Genomic DNA, 17,672 nt, shown 5'->3' on the forward strand with positions numbered 1-17,672 from the left:
ACGGTCCGAGGACGGTTCGCGGGGCCTCTCGCGGGATTCCCGTGCCTCCCGGCCTCCCGTGCCCCGGCTGCGCGGGCAACGGCCGGGGACCGGCACACACGGCGTGTGACGCGCGCCGTACGTGCCGGTCCCCGGCCCAGTTCTTCTCCCGGCTCCGTTCCGCGACCCCCGTCGGGACTCCCTGTCCGGGACGCCCCGTCCGGGACCGGTTCCGCCTACTCGGGCTTGCCCGTGGCGACGGTCAGCGTGATCGTGTCCTTGTCCGGGTCGAACGGCTCGCCCTTGCGGGGGATCTGCTCCAGGACGGCGTTCTTCCCCCAGATGGAGGAGTCCTCGTACTCCAGGTCGTTGTACTTCCACCCCGCCTGGTTCATGCAGTCCTTCACCGACGCGATGTGGCGGAAGCGCAGATCCGGCATGGACACCGCGTCCTTGTCGTCGTAGTGCTCGTAGGCGTCCGTGCACTTCTCCGGGTCGATCGTCCGGCTCTTGTCCTCCGCGATCTCCTTGGCCGGCGCGGCCTCGCCGCCTTCGCCGTCACCCGTCTCGCCGCCCGTGGGGGACGGGCCCGCGGACTCGCCGGTCCCGGGACCGGCCTGCTTCCCGTCGTCGTCCTTGTTGAGGGCGAGAGCCGTGATCAGACCGCCGAGGGCCAGCAGGACCACGACGACGGCGCCCACGACCACCGGCATGTTGCTCCTGCCGCCGCCCGTGCCGCTGCCACCGGCCGGCGGCGAGAGGTTGTACGGCGCGGCCGGGCCGGAGGGGCCGTAGGGGGAGGGCGTCGGATAGCCCTGCTGCCCCATCGGATAGCTGGGCGGCGGCGGAGTGGACGGGCCGAAGCCGCCCGGGCCCGCGAGGCCCGGCACGGGCGGCGGCTGGTACGGCGTCTGCACGCCCTGCATGCCCTGCGCGCCCTGCGCGGACAGGGCGGGGTTCTGCTGGTCCAGCGGCGGGAAGACCGCCGAACCCACCCCCGCGCCGCTGGCCCGCGCCCCCGCCCCGTCGACGATCGCCGGGGCGGCGCCGGTCCGCGCCGCGGACGCCACCCGCTCGCACTCCTGGCGCATCGCCTCCGCCGTCGGGAAGCGCTCGTTCGGGTTCTTCTTCAGCGCCCGGGCGATGAGCGCGTCCACCGCCGGCGGCAGGGAGCGGTTGATGGACGACGGGACGGGCGGCTCCTCCTGCACATGCGCGTAGGCGATGGCCAGCGGGGAGTCCGCGTCGAACGGCAGCTGCCCGGTGAGCAGTTCGAAGAGGAGGATGCCGACGGAGTAGAGGTCGGAGCGGGCGTCGACGCCGCGCCCCAGCGCCTGCTCCGGCGAGAGGTACTGGGGGGTGCCGACGACCATGCCGGTCTGCGTCATCGACGTCACGCCGGACTGCATGGCCCGCGCGATGCCGAAGTCCATGACCTTGACGACCTCGCGCCTGTTCATCATGACGTTGCCCGGCTTGATGTCCCGGTGGACCAGGCCCATCTCATGGCTGACCTCGAGGGCCGCCAGCACATCGCCCGCGATCTTCAGGGCCTTCTCGGCGGGCATCGCGCCGTACCGGGCGATGTCCTCGTCGAGCACGGAGCGCAGCGGGCGGCCCTCCACGTACTCCATGACGATGTACGGCATCTTGCCGCCGCCCTCGGCGTCGGAGAGGGCGTCCTCGCCGGTGTCGAAGACGGAGACGATGTTGGTGTGGGAGAGTTTGGCGACCGACTGCGCCTCGCGCCGGAAGCGCTCGCGGAACGCCTCCTCGCGGCCCAGCTCGGTGTGGAGGACCTTGATGGCCACCTGCCGGTCCAGCACGGTGTCGTACGCCAGGTGCACGGAGGCCATCCCGCCCGCGCCGAGCAGGTCACGCAGCTGGTACCGCCCGCCCGCGACCGAGCGCCCCCGGTAGCGGCCCTGCCCGCCGTCCTCGCTCATGTGACTGACTCCCCCTGTGCGGACGGCCGGGCCGATCGTCCTGGCCGGCTGCTCGAACAACCTTGATTACCGGCCAAGTCTGCCGCAGGGGTCGGCCACGTCAAGCCGGGTGCCCGTTCCGTGACCGGATGGGCGAGAAGAGTTCGAGAAGCGTTACAGCATCACCATGGACGGGGGAAGGATTTGCCTCCGTGCGCCCCCGGCGGTTTGGATGGTCTGTCCACCGGGGAACGGCGCGCCGCGCGGAGGCTGTAGCGTGCCTACCGGAAGACCCCTGGGTCCCCGAGCCGGCGGCGGGGGATTCGGTGAGGGGATCCCGGACCGCGTACAGCGGACAGACTGACTACGGCGAGGACTGATGGCACAGACGCGCTCCGGGGGCCCGTCCGAATCCGAACCGGCGAACGGCGGCAACGGCAACGGTAACGGCGGCTCCGGTGACTCCCCCGAGCTGTGGGGCGACGGCGGACTGGTGGGGGACGGGCGCTACCGCCTGACCCACCGGCTCGGCCGCGGCGGCATGGCGGAGGTCTTCGCCGCCGAGGACGTACGGCTCGGCCGCACGGTCGCGGTGAAGCTGCTGCGCTCCGATCTCGCCGAGGACCCGGTCTCCAAGGCCCGCTTCACGCGCGAGGCCCAGTCGGTGGCGGGGCTGAACCACCACGCGGTGGTCGCGGTCTACGACTCCGGCGAGGACGTGATCGGCGGCAGCACCGTCCCCTACATCGTCATGGAGCTCGTCGAGGGCCGGACGATCCGGGATCTGCTGATCGAGTCCGACGCGCCGCCGCCGGACCAGGCGCTGATCATCGTCTCCGGGGTGCTGGAGGCGCTGGCGTACAGCCACCACCACGGCATCGTGCACCGCGACATCAAGCCCGCGAATGTGATCATCACCAACACGGGCGCGGTCAAGGTCATGGACTTCGGCATCGCCCGCGCGCTGCACGGCGCGCAGTCCACGATGACCCAGACCGGCATGGTCATGGGCACCCCGCAGTACCTCTCGCCGGAACAGGCCCTCGGCAAGACCGTGGACACCCGCTCCGACCTGTACGCCACCGGCTGCCTGCTCTACGAACTGCTCGCGCACCGCCCGCCGTTCACCGGCGAGAGCCCGCTGTCGGTGGTCTACCAGCACGTCCAGGACATGCCGGTGCCGCCCTCCCGGGTGTCGGGCGCGGTGCCGCCGGAGCTGGACGGGCTGGTGATGCGGTCGCTGGCCAAGGACCCGGACGACCGGTTCCAGACCGCCGAGGAGATGCGCGGGCTGGCGCAGTACGCCCTGCAGATGCTGACCGAGCACGGCGGCCACACCGGCGCCTGGGACACCGGCACGGTCGCCATGGCGGGCGCGGCCCCCGCGGCCGGTGCGACCGCCATGATGCCGGCGGGCGGCGGCGACACCTCGCAGATCCCGGCCCCGCTGCTGGGCCCGCCGCGGGGCGACGACGGCGGCTTTGACGGCACCCGGCACGACGGCGGCCGGGGCGGCTCCGGCCGGAGCCGCGGCCCGCTGCTGCTGGTGGCGGCGCTGGCGCTGATCGCCGTCACCGTCGGGATCATCTTCGCGCTCGACAGGAGCGACGACGGCCGGGAGCCGGACCAGAAGCCCTCGCCGACGGTCTCCCAGAGCCAGGACAAGGAGACCTCCCCGTCGCCGGAGGACGAGGCCACCCAGGACACGGAGACGGATCCCGGGACCGGCGGGCAGAACGAGGACTACACGCCCGAACAGCCGAGCGGCGAGTACACCCCGTCCCAGGACCCGACCGGCGGCGAGACCCCCTCCACCACGCCGAGTCAGCCCTCGCCGTCGACCCCGTCCCAGAGCACCCCGAGCGATCCGGGCAGCGACCCGGGCGACACCGGGGAACCCGGCGGTGACACGGGCGATACGGGCGATGCCGGCGGCGATCCGGGCGGTGCCGGCGCCGGCGGTGGCGACGCGGGAGCGGTCGACGGCGGGGGCGCCGGAGACTGACCGGCCCGGGCCCGCACTCCCCGGCCCGCCACCACCGCCGTACATGGCCACGGCCCCCGTCCGCACCGGACCATCTGCCCGGTGCGGACGGGGGCCTTCGCCGTCGCGGTCCGGTGTGCCCGGCCCCGGCCCGCCCGCTGCCGTACCCCCCCGGTCCTCAGGCCGTGAACGCGTCCCGCACCGCGTCGTAGTGCTCGGTCCACCACACGGCCAGGGCCGCCGCCGCGGGGAACTGGGCGTCGGCGCGCGGGTCGCGCAGTTCGTAGCGCCAGCGCAGCATCCAGAAGTCGTTCAGCCGTTCCCACCACACCCGGTGGACGGCCGCGGCCAGTTCGGCCGGGTCCGCACCGGAGGCCCGCCGGTAGCCGCGCGCGTAGGAACGGATCTTGGGCAGGGCGAGGGGACCGCGGGGGCGGACGAAGAAGATCGCCGCGGCCCGGACGGCCTCCTCGGCGCGCGGCTGGACGCTCAGCCGGTCCCAGTCGACGATCGCGGCCGGCTCGGTGCCCCGGTAGAGAAGGTTGAGCGGGTGGAAGTCGCCGTGCACCCAGCCCGCGGCGGGTTCGGCGCCGGGGCGTGGGCGGCGGTGGGCGTGGCGGCGGAGCAGGGCGCGCCGCTCGGTGAGCCGGTGCTCGGCGAGTTCGTCGAAGGCGTCGCGCTGCGGCCGGCGGCGGGCGCGTGCCAGGAGTTCGTCGATCAGGGCGTAGGTGTCGGCGGGCTCGGCGCTGGCCAGGGCGGGCGGGCTGGTGGGCGAGGCGGGGCGGCGGGGGCCGGGTAAGCGGAGGCGGTCGCCCGGCCCGGTGCCGCCCGGCCCCGGAGCGGACGCCGGCGCGGGCGGCATGATCCGCTCCAGTGCGGTGTGCACCCGGCCCAGGAGTTCGCCGAGCCGGCCGCACTCGGCGCGGGTGAGCTGGGATCCGTAGCGGTGCCGGCCGTCGATCCAGGGGTGCAGGGCGAAGCAGCGGCCGCCGGTGACGGTGACGGTGGAGCCGGCGGCGTCGGCCAGCGGCGGGACGACGGGGAGGCCGAGGGCGGCGAGCCGGGCGGTCGCGCGGTGCTGGCGGGCGATGGCGGGGCTGTCGCCGTCGAGATGGTGTTTGAGGAAGAAGCGGCCGCGGGTGGTGGTCAGGGCGTAGCCGCGGTTGAGCAGGCCGTGCGTCACCCGTTCGCAGGAGAGCGGCCCGCCGAGGGCGTAGCGGCGCACCAGGACGGTCAGCGCCTCCGTGCCGGGAGTGTCCGTGCCGGGCGCGCCGGGGTCGCCGGGCCCGTCGGTCCGGGAGGGGCCGGAGCCGCCGGGACCGGGGTCCGGCCGGGCCGGTGCGAGGGCCGTGGCCGGGGTGACCGGGCCGGGGACGGGGCCGGGTGGAGCGGGGGCAGGGGAGCCCGGTGGAGCGGGGGCAACGGATGAGCGCGGCACTCGTCAAATGTTAGATCACGCTGAGTACTCGATCCGGAACCGGGGCCTCAACAAGACGGGCTCCCGCTCCGGCTTATCCCCGCGAACTCTTCCCGTGCTCTTGCCCCCCGGGTTAACGTGCCGTTGTCCCGGCTCCGCAGGGCTGTGACCAGTGGTCTTCCCCGGCTTTCCCGATTTACTTGGAAATCCAAGCAAAATCCCAGGTCAGAGGGGGTTTCGCAGGAATGCGGACCACTGGGTAACGTGCGTCCTGCGGCCAGAGCCGGGCGCCTGTCACGCCCGGTCCGCCGGCCGCACCCACCCCGTGCGCCGTTTCGAATCGGGTGAGCCCCCCCTGCCGTCGGCAAGGGGACCTACTGGGCCACCGGCGACCCCGGGGGCCGGACAGACGGAGGAGCACACCGTGACCGTGGAGAGCACCGCGGGGCGCAAGCCACGCCGCACCACAGCGAAACGCGCCGGCGCCAAGAAGCCACCGGCACCGGCCGCGGCAGCCGGGCAGCCGGAGCTCGTACAGCTGCTGACCCCCGAGGGCAAGCGCGTCGAGCACCCCGAGTACTCCATCGACCTCAGCCCCGAGGAGCTGCGCGGGCTGTACCGGGACATGGTGCTGACCCGGCGCTTCGACGCCGAGGCCACCGCGCTCCAGCGCCAGGGCGAGCTGGGCCTGTGGGCCTCGCTGCTGGGCCAGGAGGCCGCGCAGATCGGCTCCGGCCGGGCGCTGCGGGACGACGACTACGTCTTCCCCACCTACCGCGAGCACGGTGTGGCCTGGTGCCGGGGCGTGGACCCGACCAATCTGCTGGGCATGTTCCGCGGTGTGAACAACGGCGGCTGGGACCCGACGAGCAACAACTTCCACCTCTACACGATCGTCATCGGCTCGCAGGCGCTGCACGCCACCGGCTACGCCATGGGCGTGGCCAAGGACGGCGCCGACTCCGCCGTGATCGCCTACTTCGGCGACGGCGCGAGCAGCCAGGGCGACGTGGCCGAGGCGTTCACCTTCTCCGCGGTCTACAACGCCCCGGTGGTCTTCTTCTGCCAGAACAATCAGTGGGCCATCTCCGAGCCCACCGAGAAGCAGACCCGCGTCCCGCTCTACCAGCGCGCCCAGGGCTACGGCTTCCCCGGCGTCCGGGTCGACGGCAACGACGTCCTGGCCTGCCTCGCCGTCACCCGCTCCGCGCTGGAGCGCGCCCGCCGCGGCGAGGGCCCGACCCTCGTCGAGGCGTTCACCTACCGGATGGGCGCCCACACCACCTCCGACGACCCCACCAAGTACCGGCGGGACGAGGAGCGGGAGGCCTGGGAGGCCAAGGACCCGATCCAGCGGCTGCGCGCCTATCTGGAGGCCGAGGGCATCGCCGACGCGGCGTTCCTCGCCGGGCTGGACCAGGAGAGCGAGGAGCTGGGCCGCCATGTGCGCGACGCGATCCGGCTGATGCCGGACCCCGACACCATGGCGATCTTCGAGAACATCTACGCGGACGGCCACGCCCTGGTCGACGAGGAGCGCGCGCAGTTCGCCGCCTACCAGGCGTCCTTCGCCGAGGAGGGCAACTGACATGGCTGCCGAGAAGACCGTGAAGCTCCCGATCGCCAAGGCGATCAACGAGTCCCTCCGCAAGGCCATGGAGGACGACCCCAAGGTCCTGATCATGGGTGAGGACGTCGGCAAGCTCGGCGGCGTCTTCCGGGTCACCGACGGCCTGCAGAAGGACTTCGGCGAGGACCGGGTCATCGACACCCCGCTCGCCGAGTCCGGCATCGTCGGCACCGCCATCGGCATGGCGCTGCGCGGCTACCGCCCGGTGGTGGAGATCCAGTTCGACGGTTTCGTCTTCCCCGCGTACGACCAGATCGTCACCCAGCTCGCCAAGATGCACGCGCGGGCCCTCGGCAAGATCAAGCTGCCCGTGGTCATCCGCATCCCCTACGGCGGCGGCATCGGCGCGGTCGAGCACCACAGCGAGTCGCCCGAGGCGCTGTTCGCGCACGTCGCGGGGCTCAAGTGCGTCTCCCCGTCCAACTCCGCGGACGCCTACTGGATGATGCAGCAGGCCATCCGGAGCGACGACCCGGTCATCTTCTTCGAGCCCAAGCGGCGCTACTGGGACAAGGGCGAGGTCGACACCGACGCCGCCCCCGGCCCGCTGCACGGGGCCGTCACCGCCCGCGAGGGCACCGACCTCACCCTCGTCGCCTACGGCCCGATGGTGAAGGTCTGCCTGGAGGCGGCGGCCGCGGCGGCCGAGGAGGGCAAGTCGCTGGAGGTCCTCGACCTCCGCTCGATGTCCCCGATCGACTTCGACGCGATCCAGCGCTCGGTCGAGAAGACCCGGCGGCTGGTCGTCGTGCACGAGGCTCCGGTATTCCTGGGTACGGGATCGGAGATCGCCGCCCGGATCACCGAGCGGTGCTTCTACCACCTGGAGGCCCCGGTGCTGCGCGTGGGCGGATACCACGCGCCGTACCCGCCGGCCAGGCTGGAGGAGGAGTACCTGCCCGGCCTGGACCGGGTGCTCGACTCCGTCGACCGCGCTCTGGCGTACTGAAGGGACGGGGACAGTGACGATGACAGCGACTTCCCAGCGCTTCCGCGAGTTCCGGATGCCCGACGTGGGCGAGGGGCTCACCGAGGCCGAGATCCTCAAGTGGTACGTGGGGCCCGGCGACACCGTGTCCGACGGGCAGACGGTCTGCGAGGTGGAGACCGCCAAGGCGGCCGTGGAACTGCCCATCCCCTTCGACGGCGTGGTGCGCGAACTGCACTTCGAGGAGGGGGCGACGGTCGACGTCGGCTCCGTCTTCATCACCGTCGACACCCAGCCGGGCGCTGACGGCGACGGTGACGGCGGCGCCGCACCGGCCGCCGAAGCGGTGCCCGCCCCCGCCCCCGCCGCGGAGGCGGCGGCCCCCGAGGGGGCGGAGCAGCCGCAGGAGCGGCAGCCGGTGCTGGTGGGCTACGGCGTCTCGGCCGCGTCCACCAAGCGCCGCGCGCGCAAGCCGCAGCCCGGTGCCGGACAGGCGGGCGGCGGAGCGGCCGTGGCCGCCGCCGCGCCCCCGGCACCCGTGCCGGCCCCGGCCGCTCCAGCCGCTCCGGCGCAGAGCGTCCCGGCCGGTGTCCCGGAGGCTCCCCGGCCGCTCGCCAAGCCCCCCGTCCGCAAGCTCGCCAAGGACCTCGGCGTCGATCTGGCATCGATCACCCCGACCGGTCCGGACTCCATCGTGACCCGCGAGGACGTGCACGCCGCGGCCGCCGCGGCGAGCGCCCCCGCGGCGGCTCCGGAGGCGGCCCCGGCCGCTCCCGCCCCGGCCGCCCCGGGCGCCGGAGCGGCAGCGGCCCCCGTCTCCGCCGACGGCCGCGAGACCCGGGTGCCGATCAAGGGCGTCCGGAAGGCCACCGCGCAGGCGGTGACCGGCAGCGCCTTCACCGCCCCGCACGTCACGGAGTTCATCACCGTCGACGTGACCCGGACGATGAAGCTCGTCCAGGAGCTCAAGCAGGACCCGGAGATGGCCGGGCTGCGGGTCAACCCGCTGCTGCTGGTCGCCAAGGCCCTGCTGGTCGCGATCAAGCGCAACCCGGAGGTCAACGCGGCCTGGGACGAGGCCAACCAGGAGATCGTGCACAAGGAGTACGTCAACCTCGGTATCGCCGCGGCCACCCCGCGCGGTCTGATGGTGCCGAACATCAAGGACGCGCACGCCAAGACCCTGCCGCAACTGGCCCGGGAGCTCGGCGAACTGGTGGCCACCGCCCGGGAGGGGAAGACCTCCCCGGCGGCCATGCAGGGCGGCACGGTCACCATCACCAACGTCGGCGTCTTCGGCGTCGACACCGGTACGCCGATCCTCAACCCCGGCGAGTCCGCGATCCTCGCCTTCGGCGCGGTCAAGGAGCGGCCGTGGGTGCACAAGGGCAAGGTCAAGCCGCGCCAGGTGACGACGCTCGGCCTCTCCTTCGACCACCGGCTGGTCGACGGGGAGCTGGGCTCCAAGGTCCTCGCGGACACCGCGGCGATCCTGGAACACCCCAAGCGGCTCATCACCTGGGCCTGACGAAACAGCCTGCAGAGCCCAACCCCCGGAAGCCCGGACGCCATGCGCGTCCGGGCTTCCCGGCGTTCAGCCGCCGGACCCGTCCGCATCCCGGACCGCTCCAAACCCGTTCATCTCATGTATCTAAGCTGTGTCCATGCTGTCCGCCCTCACCCCCGCCACCGCCCCCGGCAAGCGGCCGCCCGCCGCCGACCGGGTCTACGCCCACGTCAAGCAGGCCGTCCTGGACCGCCGGTACGAGGGCGGCACCCTGCTCACCGAGGGCCACCTCGCCGAGGTCACCGGCGTCTCCCGGACCCCGGTGCGGGAGGCCCTGCTGCGGCTGGAGGCCGAAGGGCTGCTCAAGCTCTACCCGAAGAAGGGCGCCCTGGTGCTCCCGGTCTCCGCGCAGGAGATCCGCGACGTGGTCGAGACCCGGCTGCTGGTCGAGGAGCACGCCGCCCGCAAGGCCGTCCCCGCGAGCCCGCGCCTGGTGGAGCGGCTGGAGGAACTCCTCGGCGAACAGCGGCGCCACGCGGCCGCCGGCGACCTCCCGGCCTTCTCCGCCAGCGACCGCTGCTTCCACGCCGAGATCGTGCGCAGCGCCGGCAACCTCATCCTGGAACGCCTCTACGACCAGCTCCGCGACCGGCAGCTGCGCATGGGCGTCGCCGTGATGCACGCCCACCCCGACCGCATCGCCAAGAACATCGCCGAGCACACCGAGATCCTCCGCGCGCTGCGCTCGGGTGACGCGGAAGCCGCCGCCGGGGCCGTCGGCCGGCACATCGGCCGGGTGCGGGAGCTGGCCGGGGGCGATCCCCGGTGAGTCCCGGCGCGCGTCCCGGCGGTCCCGCGCCCGCCTTCCCCGGCTCCGCCGTGCCCGACCCCCGCGGTGGCGGGCGGGCGGCCTTCGTCTGGGGCATCGGGGTCCTGGTCTACTTCCTGGCCGTCTCCTACCGCACCAGCCTCGGCGTGGCCGGACTCGACGCCGCTGACCGCTTCCAGGTGAGCGCCTCCGCGCTGTCGACCTTCTCCATCCTCCAGCTCCTCGTCTACGCGGGGATGCAGATACCGGTGGGCCTGCTGGTCGACCGGCTGGGCACCAAGCGCGTCCTGATCATGGGCATCGCGCTCTTCACCACCGGCCAGTTCGGCTTCGGCCTCTCCGACTCCTACGCCATGGCCCTGGCCTCGCGGGCGCTGCTCGGCTGCGGCGACGCCATGACCTTCATCAGCGTGCTGCGGCTGGGATCCCGCTGGTTCCCGGCCCGTCGCGGCCCGTTGATCGCGCAGGTGGCGGCGCTGATCGGGATGGCCGGCAACCTGCTCTCCACGCTGGTGCTGGCCAGACTGCTGAACACCTTCGGCTGGACCCCGGCCTTCGCGGGCAGCGCGGCCGGCGGCGTGGCCGTGCTCGCCCTGGTGCTCGTCTTCCTCAGGGACCACCCGGAGGGCGCCGCCCCCGCCCCGCGGGACGGCGCGCGCAAGGGAAGGGCCGCGGCGCCCCGCTTCGGCGTCGGCCGGCAGATCGCCGACGCCTGGCGCGAACCCGGCACCCGGCTCGGCATGTGGGTGCACTTCACCACCCAGTTCCCGGGCATGGTCTACCTGCTGCTCTGGGGGATGCCGTTCCTGGTCGAGGCACAGGGCCTCTCCCGGACGGAGGCCGGTGAGCTGCTGACCCTGGTGGTGCTCTCCAACATGGCCGTCGGTCTCGTCTACGGGCAGCTCATCGCCCGGCACCACCGGGCGCGGATGCCCCTCGCGCTGGGCACGATCGGCCTGACCGCCCTGTTCTGGGGCACCGCGCTGGCCTGGCCGGGCACCGCGCCGGGGTGGCTGCTCGTCGCGCTCAGTCTGGTGCTGGGGCTCTGCGGCCCCGCCTCGATGATCGGCTTCGACTTCGCCCGCCCGGCCAATCCGCCGGAACGCATCGGCACCGCCTCCGGCATCGTCAACATGGGCGGCTTCACCGCCTCGATGACGACGCTGCTGGCCATCGGCGTGCTGCTGGACGCGACCGGGGACAACTACCGCGCCGCCTTCGCCTCCGTGTTCGTCCTCCAGGCACTGGGCGTCGCACAGATCCTGCGCCTCCGGAGCCGGGCCGACCGCCGCGAGCGGGAACGGACCGTCGCCAGCCGGGTCGAGACGCTGCACGTGCCGGCCGTCCGGCAGGGCTGACGGGCCCCGGCCCCGGCGCCATCGGCCGGCCCGCGCGCCGCGACGGCGGTTGGGCGAACTCGCGGTGTGTCCGCTACGCCCGGCCGCTGTGTGACGTGGCGCCCCGCCCCGTTCCGTGCTGAGCGGAATCGGCCAGACCGGTCGCGGTCAGCGTGAGATGCCGGATCAGCACCTCGGCCGCGGTGCCGGCGTCGCGGGCCAGCGCGGCCTCTTCCAGCCGTCGGTGCTCCGCGGCGCCGTCCCGGCCGGGATTACGGTGTGCCGACCAGCGGCGGGCCAGCTCGCTCGCCGTCCACATCCGGTCGAAGGTCTCCAGCAGCACGGGGTTGCCGCAGCCCTCCAGCAGGGTCCGGTGGAAGACCCGGTGGGCCTCGGACCAGGCTTCGCTGTAGTGCGTGGTCTCCTCCGGCGTGTACGCCGGGGTCCGGGCCAGCCGGTGGTGGGCGGCTCGCACCCGGGCCTCCCAGTCGACGTCGCCGCGCTCGACGGACAGGCGCAGGACGACCGGTTCGATCGTGCGACGGGCCTCGGCGATCTCCTGCCAGCGCCGGTCGGAGAAGGCCGGGACGGCGAAGCCGCGGTTGTGCAGCCGGTCGGCGAGGCCGTCGCCGACCAGCCGCACCAGCGCCTCGCGCACGACGGCCAGGCTCACGCCCTGTTCCCTGGCCAGATCCTGCGGCTTGAGGGCCTCGCCCGGAGCGTGGTCCCCGCGCATGATCGCGTCCCGCAGGCGGGCGTGGACCTGCTCCGAGAGCATCTGCTTCCCCGGCGGGGCGGAGGAGGCGGCAGCTGTCCGTGTCATGGCCCCAGCATAGACAACGCGGTCAATAATCGATTATTGCTGTTATGGTCGATGGTGCGGGCCGCTCTTCGCGCGCTCCCGCGGCCGCCTCCCGGCCCCTTGACGACCCGTCACGCCCAAGGAGAACAACGCGATGCACACCGCCCGCCCGTCCGACGGCGCCCGGCCGGACAGCCGTCCGACAGCTCTGACAGCCGTCCGCGAGGTCAGCCGCGCCATTCAGGCGTCCCACCTGTTCGTCTACCTCGTCCCCGAGACCGCCGAGGAGGCCGCCGGGCTCGGCGTGACCGAACGCGGCCCGGCCTACTTCGCGTTCCGGTCGGCCGCGATGGGGGCGGTCCCGTGGCAGGTCGCGCTCGCCGCCTTCTACAACTTCAGCCCCCGGGCGGTGCGGCGCATGACGGGTGTGTGGGACGCCGCGCCCCCCGAGCGGTGGCAGGCCGCCCGCTTCGTGGCCGTCGGCCGTGCGCTGCGGCGCGTCGGCGTGTGTCTCACGCCCGACCGGATCGCGGAGGCGCGGTCGCTGATCGACCCGGTCGTCGCCGGTGCCGACTACGCCGGCAAGACGCTGGCCGCCGCGAACGCGTCGGTCGCGCTTCCGTCCGACCCGCTCGTCGCGCTCTGGCAGCAGATCACCGTCCTGCGCGAGTGGCGTGGCGACGCGCATCTCGTCGTGCTCGCCGGCAACCGCCTCGGGCCCTGCGAGTGCAACGTCCTGCAGACCGCGATGGGCCGCCTCCCGACAGGGCTCATCCGGGCGACCCGCCGGTGGAGCGACGAGGAGTGGGCCGCGGCGACCGCACGCCTCGTCGAACGCGGCTGGCTCACCGCCGACGGCACCGTCACCGACACCGGCACCGCGGCACGCGAACGGATCGAGGCCGAGACCGACGAGCACTGCGCCGAGCTGTGGGCACCGGCCGGCGAGGCGGGTGCCCGCCGCCTCGCCTCGCTCCTCACGCCGATCGACGAGGCCTTCACCGCGGCCGGGACCTATGAACAACTGCGCTAATCGCAGCGGCCGGAGAGTCCCGGGGCCTCGCGGGCCGCGCGACCCTACGGCGTCGTCGAGAAGTTCCGGAGGATCGCCTCGGCGAGCTTCTGGTCGCCCTCCGTCTTGATCCGGTCCGCCACCGCCGCCGGCTTCACCCGGCCGCAGGCCAGCAGCGCGTACGTCTCCCAGTCCAGGGTGAGCGTCACCGCGGGGCCCAGCGACGGGCTGCCGCTGACCGAGGCCCGGCCCTCGCCGTCGACCCGCACCGTGCGCATGAACTCCACCGGCCCGTGCACGTCGACCACCACCGCCGTGTTCGGCGGTGCGCCCGCGTCCTTGGCGACGACCTTCGGCAGTCCCTCCAGCAGCAGGTCGCGGGCGACCAGCGCGCCCGGCGAGTCCAGATTGCCGGGCTGCCGCAGCGCGCGCCGCAGATCCTGCTCGTGCACCCAGACGTCGAACGCCCGCAGCCGCAGGCAGTGTTCCAGCGTGATCTCGGCGCCGCCCAGCGGCCCCCGGACCTTCGTACCCGGGTCGCGTCCCTCGTTCCGCAGCTGCCGCGAGCGGCGGATGATCGTGTACTCCAGCTCGGACGTCATCTCCGGCCCCGTGTGGCAGCGCCGCACGTCGACCTGGACCTCCATGTAGCGGGTCAGCTCGTCCGTCACGTGGTACAGGTCGCGCGGCAGCGTGTGGATCGGCCGGGGATCGCCCAGCATCTCGCACTCGATTCCGATCACATGGGAGACGACGTCCCGCACGGACCAGCCGGGACAGGCGGTCGCGCGGTTCCACTCACCCTCGACGAGCGGTGTCACCAGCTCGGAGATCGCCTCGATGGAGTGGGTCCAGGCGTCGATGTAGGGCTGCAGGCTTGGGTGGACGGTCACGTGACCCCTCGGCGGTTCGTACGCGGGCTGGGTGCTTGAGCCACCGGCTCACGCAGTTAAGTTACGCTGCGCGTGGGCACACCGGCAGTGCTTTCGTGTGACGATCGTAGGCCCGTCACGACGGGCCGAAGGCCGAGAGTGGTGGTACCGTGCGCGCCTCCCTGGTGCAGATTGCCGTCAATTCCGGCGAAACGGTCGAAGCGCGCCGGGAACGGGTGGCCGCGCTAGTCCGGGAACAGGCCGGTTCGGACCTGGTCGTCCTCCCCGAGCTCTGGCCGACCGGCGCCTTCGCCTACGACCTCTTCGAGGAGCACGCCGAGACCCTCGACGGCCCCACCGTCACCGCCATGGCCGCCGCCGCGGCCGAAGCGTCGGTCTGGCTGCACGCCGGGTCCGTCGTCGAACGCGCCCCCGACGGCACCCTCTACAACACCTCCGTGGTCCTCGGCCCCGACGGCGGCCTCCGCGCCTCCTACCGCAAGATCCACCGCTTCGGCTTCGACAAGGGCGAGGCCGCCATGATGGGCGGCGGCGGGGAGGTCGTCACCGTCCGCCTCCCGGAGAGCGGGACCGAGACGGAGACCGTGGCCGGCCTGGCCACTTGCTACGACCTGCGCTTCCCCGAACAGTTCCGGCAGCTCACCGACGCCGGCGCCGAACTGCTCGTCATCCCGGCCGGCTGGCCCGCCCGCCGCCGGGAGCACTGGACCCTGCTGGCCCGCGCCCGCGCCGTCGAGAACCAGGCGTACGTCCTCGCCTGCTGCTCCGCCGGAACACACGGCGGCGTCGAACAGGCCGGGCACAGCCGGATCATCGACCCCTGGGGCGAGGTGATCGCCGAGGCCGGTGAGGACGAGGAGATCCTCACCGCCGACCTCGACCTCTCCCGCGTCGCGAAGACCCGCACCGACTTCCCGGTCCTCCGCGACCGCGTCCTCGGCCTCCCGACCCCCCGCCCCGCCGCGCCGGACGCCTGAGCGGGGTACACGCCGGGGCGCGAGGGCCAAGACGCGGCGGCACCCCACGCCCCCGTCAGTCCCGACGTGATCTCTTCCGCGAGGTGGTCGGCGATCTGCTGGTACGGGTGGCGCGGGTCGTCGGGGTTGATGGTGCGGACCATGAGCCAATAGTGCGTTCTGGACGACCCGAAGGCGACGGTGTCCGAACTGCGGTACGCGGCGAAACGGCTCGCCGAGTGCCTGGCTGATGCCCTGCTGGTCGCCGAGTCACGCGGTGGCCGGCTTGGGTCGCCGGACCCGGACGAAGCGGTGCTGCCGTGACGCGCTGACCGCTCCCCGGAGCCCTTGGGCGACCGCGGCCATGCCCGTGCCCGGCGTCCGGGCCCCGCCCGTCGTCAGGCACGATGGACGGATGGCAAAGCACGCACGCGTCCGCGCTCCCGAATTGACCGGCAAGGGCGGCTGGCTCAATACCGGCGGCACCTCGTACACCCTCGCCGACCTGCGGGGGCGGATCGTGATTCTCGATTTTTGGACGTTTTGCTGTGTAAATTGCCTGCATGTGCTCGACGAGTTGCGGGAGTTGGAGGAGAAGCACCGCGACACGGTCGTGGTGATCGGGGTCCACTCGCCGAAGTTCGTCCACGAGGCGGAGCATCAGGCGGTCGTGGACGCCGTCGAGCGCTACGAGGTGCATCACCCCGTCCTCGACGACCCCGAGCTGGCCACCTGGAAGCAGTACGCCGTGCGCGCCTGGCCCACGCTCGTCGTCATCGACCCCGAGGGCTATGTCGTCGCCCAGCACGCCGGTGAGGGCCACGCCCACGCCATCGAGCGGCTCGTGACCGAGCTGGAGGAGGAGCACGCCGCCAAGGGCACCCTGCGGCGCGGCGAGGGCCCGTATGTCGCGCCCGAGCCGGTGCCGACCGATCTGCGGTTCCCCGGCAAGGCCGTGCGGCTGCCCGGCGGTACCTTCCTCGTCTCGGACTCGACCCGGCACGCGCTGGTGGAGCTGGCCGCCGACGGCGAGACCGTCGTCCGCCGGATCGGCAGCGGTGAGCGCGGCCTGGCCGACGGTGGTCCGGCCGAGGCGCGGTTCAGCGAGCCGCAGGGCCTGGCGCTGCTGCCCGACGGCAGGGTCGTGGTGGCCGACACGGTCAACCACGCGCTGCGGTCGGTGGACGTGGAGACCGGCCGGGTGACGACGGTCGCCGGCACCGGCCGCCAGTGGTGGCAGGGCTCCGCGACCTCCGGACCGGCCCGGGAGACGGACCTCTCCTCACCTTGGGACGTCGCCTGGTTCGGGGACCGGCTGTGGATCGCCATGGCCGGCGTCCACCAGCTCTGGACCTGGACCCCACCAGGGGACGGGGACGGGGAGGGGGACGGGGGCGAGGGAGCGGGCGGCAGCGGCACGGTCGAGGCCGTCGCCGGTACGACCAATGAGGGCCTGGTGGACGGCCCGGCCGCCGAGGCGTGGTTCGCGCAGCCCTCCGGGCTCGCCGCCGCCGGGGACCGGCTGTGGATCGCCGACTCCGAGACCAGCGCCCTCCGCTGGATCGAGCGGGCCGAGCAGGCCGAGCCGGACGATCCGGCCGAGCGGGCCGAACCGGGCGCCGGGGGCGCGGAGTTCATCGTCCGTACCGCCGTCGGCACCGGCCTCTTCGACTTCGGGCACCGCGACGGGCCCGCCGGTCAGGCCCTGCTCCAGCACCCGCTGGGCGTCACCGCCCTCCCCGACGGCTCGGTCGCCGTCAGCGACACCTACAACCACGCGCTGCGCCGCTACGACCCGGCCACCGGTGAGGTGACCACCCTCGCCACCGATCTGCGCGAGCCCTCGGACGCCGTGCTCGACGGCGACGCGATCGTGGTGGTCGAGTCCGCCCGGCACCGGCTGACCCGGCTGCGGTTGCCCGAGGAGGCGGTGCGGGTCGAGCCGGTGGCGCACCGGACGCAGCGGGCGGCCACCGAGGTGGCGCCGGGGCGGCTGCGTCTCGACGTGGTGTTCCGGCCGCCGGCCGGGCAGAAGCTGGACGAGCGCTACGGCCCCGCGACCCGGCTGGTCGTCAGCGCGACACCGCCGGAGCTGCTGGCGGAGGGCTCCGGTACGGACACCGGCCTCGGGCGCGACCTCGTCCTGGCCGAGGGGGTCACGGAAGGTGTGCTGCACGTCTCCGCGATGGCGGCGTCCTGCGACGACGACCCGGCGCAGGAGTATCCGGCCTGCCATGTGCACCAGCAGGACTGGGGGGTGCCGGTGACGGTGGCCGAGGGCGGCGCGGACCGGCTGCCGCTGGTGCTGGCGGGGCTCGACGCTCCCTGAGACGGGTCCGGGCTCGCCTGACGGGGGCCGTACGACGGCGTCCGCGGCCCCCGGTGGTGCGGGACCGCGGACGCCGTTGTCCCGCAGCTGAGTGCTTCTCCGTCGTTCTCCGTCGTTCTTCGTTGTTCCCGTTGTTCCTCCGCG

14 protein-coding genes are annotated in these 17,672 nt (G+C 73.4%); 10 read left to right on the forward strand and 4 right to left on the reverse strand.

Annotated features, from left to right (window positions below):
• Positions 1 to 215 precede the first annotated feature (215 nt).
• Complete coding sequence (locus tag LIX60_RS15735) at positions 216 to 1,925, reverse strand: Stk1 family PASTA domain-containing Ser/Thr kinase (RefSeq protein WP_227958965.1); 1,710 nt, start codon at positions 1,923 to 1,925, stop codon at positions 216 to 218.
• A 358-nt stretch (positions 1,926 to 2,283) separates the two neighbouring features.
• On the opposite strand from LIX60_RS15735, the gene LIX60_RS15740 reads away from it, so the two are divergent.
• Entirely contained in the window at positions 2,284 to 3,909 is a 1,626-nt protein-coding gene (locus tag LIX60_RS15740; RefSeq protein ID WP_227958966.1) for a protein kinase, read from the forward strand.
• A 157-nt stretch (positions 3,910 to 4,066) separates the two neighbouring features.
• On the opposite strand, the gene LIX60_RS15745 is transcribed toward LIX60_RS15740, so the two are convergent.
• Positions 4,067 to 5,116: a phosphotransferase gene (locus LIX60_RS15745; RefSeq protein WP_227962788.1), complete on the reverse strand. Its 1,050-nt coding sequence runs from the start codon at positions 5,114 to 5,116 to the stop codon at positions 4,067 to 4,069.
• 613 nt (positions 5,117 to 5,729) lie between these two features.
• On the opposite strand from LIX60_RS15745, the gene pdhA reads away from it, so the two are divergent.
• The 5 genes from pdhA (at position 5,730) to LIX60_RS15770 (ending at position 11,557) form a co-directional block, all read left to right on the forward strand.
• Positions 5,730 to 6,893 carry a pyruvate dehydrogenase (acetyl-transferring) E1 component subunit alpha gene (pdhA, locus tag LIX60_RS15750; RefSeq protein WP_227958967.1) on the forward strand — a complete coding sequence of 388 codons (1,164 nt, stop codon included), beginning with the start codon at positions 5,730 to 5,732 and terminating at the stop codon, positions 6,891 to 6,893.
• Position 6,894: 1 nt separating this feature from the next.
• Positions 6,895 to 7,884 (forward strand): alpha-ketoacid dehydrogenase subunit beta, encoded by a 990-nt coding sequence (locus tag LIX60_RS15755; protein ID WP_227958968.1) that lies wholly within the window; start codon positions 6,895 to 6,897, stop codon positions 7,882 to 7,884.
• A gap of 19 nt (positions 7,885 to 7,903) precedes the next feature.
• Positions 7,904 to 9,391 (forward strand): dihydrolipoamide acetyltransferase family protein, encoded by a 1,488-nt coding sequence (locus tag LIX60_RS15760; RefSeq protein ID WP_227958969.1) that lies wholly within the window; start codon positions 7,904 to 7,906, stop codon positions 9,389 to 9,391.
• Between the two features lie 136 nt (positions 9,392 to 9,527).
• Positions 9,528 to 10,199: a GntR family transcriptional regulator gene (locus LIX60_RS15765; protein WP_227958970.1), complete on the forward strand. Its 672-nt coding sequence runs from the start codon at positions 9,528 to 9,530 to the stop codon at positions 10,197 to 10,199.
• Positions 10,196 to 11,557, forward strand: coding sequence for a nitrate/nitrite transporter (locus LIX60_RS15770; protein ID WP_374117864.1), 1,362 nt, complete (start codon positions 10,196 to 10,198; stop codon positions 11,555 to 11,557). Before LIX60_RS15765 ends, LIX60_RS15770 begins: the two co-directional genes overlap by 4 nt.
• 73 nt (positions 11,558 to 11,630) lie before the next feature.
• Here LIX60_RS15770 and LIX60_RS15775 read toward each other — a convergent pair whose 3' ends face one another.
• The gene (locus tag LIX60_RS15775; protein ID WP_227958972.1) at positions 11,631 to 12,359 is read right to left on the reverse strand and encodes a GntR family transcriptional regulator; all 729 of its coding nucleotides are present in this window, start codon (positions 12,357 to 12,359) and stop codon (positions 11,631 to 11,633) included.
• Between the two features lie 133 nt (positions 12,360 to 12,492).
• On the opposite strand from LIX60_RS15775, the gene LIX60_RS15780 reads away from it, so the two are divergent.
• On the forward strand, positions 12,493 to 13,371 hold the full coding sequence (locus tag LIX60_RS15780; protein ID WP_227958973.1) for a hypothetical protein: 879 nt from the start codon (positions 12,493 to 12,495) through the stop codon (positions 13,369 to 13,371).
• Positions 13,372 to 13,415: 44 nt separating this feature from the next.
• On the opposite strand, the gene LIX60_RS15785 is transcribed toward LIX60_RS15780, so the two are convergent.
• The gene (locus tag LIX60_RS15785) at positions 13,416 to 14,243 is read right to left on the reverse strand and encodes a maleylpyruvate isomerase family mycothiol-dependent enzyme (protein ID WP_227958974.1); all 828 of its coding nucleotides are present in this window, start codon (positions 14,241 to 14,243) and stop codon (positions 13,416 to 13,418) included.
• A gap of 149 nt (positions 14,244 to 14,392) precedes the next feature.
• Between LIX60_RS15785 and LIX60_RS15790 the strand changes: the two genes are divergently transcribed.
• From LIX60_RS15790 to LIX60_RS15795, 3 genes are all read left to right on the forward strand, one after another.
• On the forward strand, positions 14,393 to 15,220 hold the full coding sequence (locus tag LIX60_RS15790; protein ID WP_227958975.1) for a carbon-nitrogen family hydrolase: 828 nt from the start codon (positions 14,393 to 14,395) through the stop codon (positions 15,218 to 15,220).
• A 180-nt stretch (positions 15,221 to 15,400) separates the two neighbouring features.
• Entirely contained in the window at positions 15,401 to 15,523 is a 123-nt protein-coding gene (locus LIX60_RS31480; protein ID WP_265584868.1) for a hypothetical protein, read from the forward strand.
• Positions 15,524 to 15,614: 91 nt separating this feature from the next.
• Positions 15,615 to 17,528: an NHL domain-containing thioredoxin family protein gene (locus LIX60_RS15795; protein ID WP_227958976.1), complete on the forward strand. Its 1,914-nt coding sequence runs from the start codon at positions 15,615 to 15,617 to the stop codon at positions 17,526 to 17,528.
• Positions 17,529 to 17,672 lie beyond the last annotated feature (144 nt).

It is taken from the genome of Streptomyces sp. S07_1.15 (assembly GCF_020739505.1).
GTDB classification, from domain to species: domain Bacteria; phylum Actinomycetota; class Actinomycetes; order Streptomycetales; family Streptomycetaceae; genus Streptomyces; species Streptomyces xinghaiensis.

Bases quoted from the DNA above. Each gene is read 5' to 3' on its own strand.
- LIX60_RS15765 (WP_227958970.1), top strand. From the start codon at position 9,528: ATGCTGTCCGCCCTCACCCCCGCCACCGCCCCCGGCAAGCGGCCGCCC.
- LIX60_RS15755 (WP_227958968.1), top strand. From the start codon at position 6,895: ATGGCTGCCGAGAAGACCGTGAAGCTCCCGATCGCCAAGGCGATCAAC.
- LIX60_RS15740 (WP_227958966.1), top strand. From the start codon at position 2,284: ATGGCACAGACGCGCTCCGGGGGCCCGTCCGAATCCGAACCGGCGAAC.
- LIX60_RS15760 (WP_227958969.1), top strand. From the start codon at position 7,904: ATGACAGCGACTTCCCAGCGCTTCCGCGAGTTCCGGATGCCCGACGTG.
- LIX60_RS15735 (WP_227958965.1), bottom strand. From the start codon at position 1,925: ATGAGCGAGGACGGCGGGCAGGGCCGCTACCGGGGGCGCTCGGTCGCG.
- LIX60_RS15795 (WP_227958976.1), top strand. From the start codon at position 15,615: ATGGCAAAGCACGCACGCGTCCGCGCTCCCGAATTGACCGGCAAGGGC.
- LIX60_RS15775 (WP_227958972.1), bottom strand. From the start codon at position 12,359: ATGACACGGACAGCTGCCGCCTCCTCCGCCCCGCCGGGGAAGCAGATG.
- LIX60_RS15780 (WP_227958973.1), top strand. From the start codon at position 12,493: ATGCACACCGCCCGCCCGTCCGACGGCGCCCGGCCGGACAGCCGTCCG.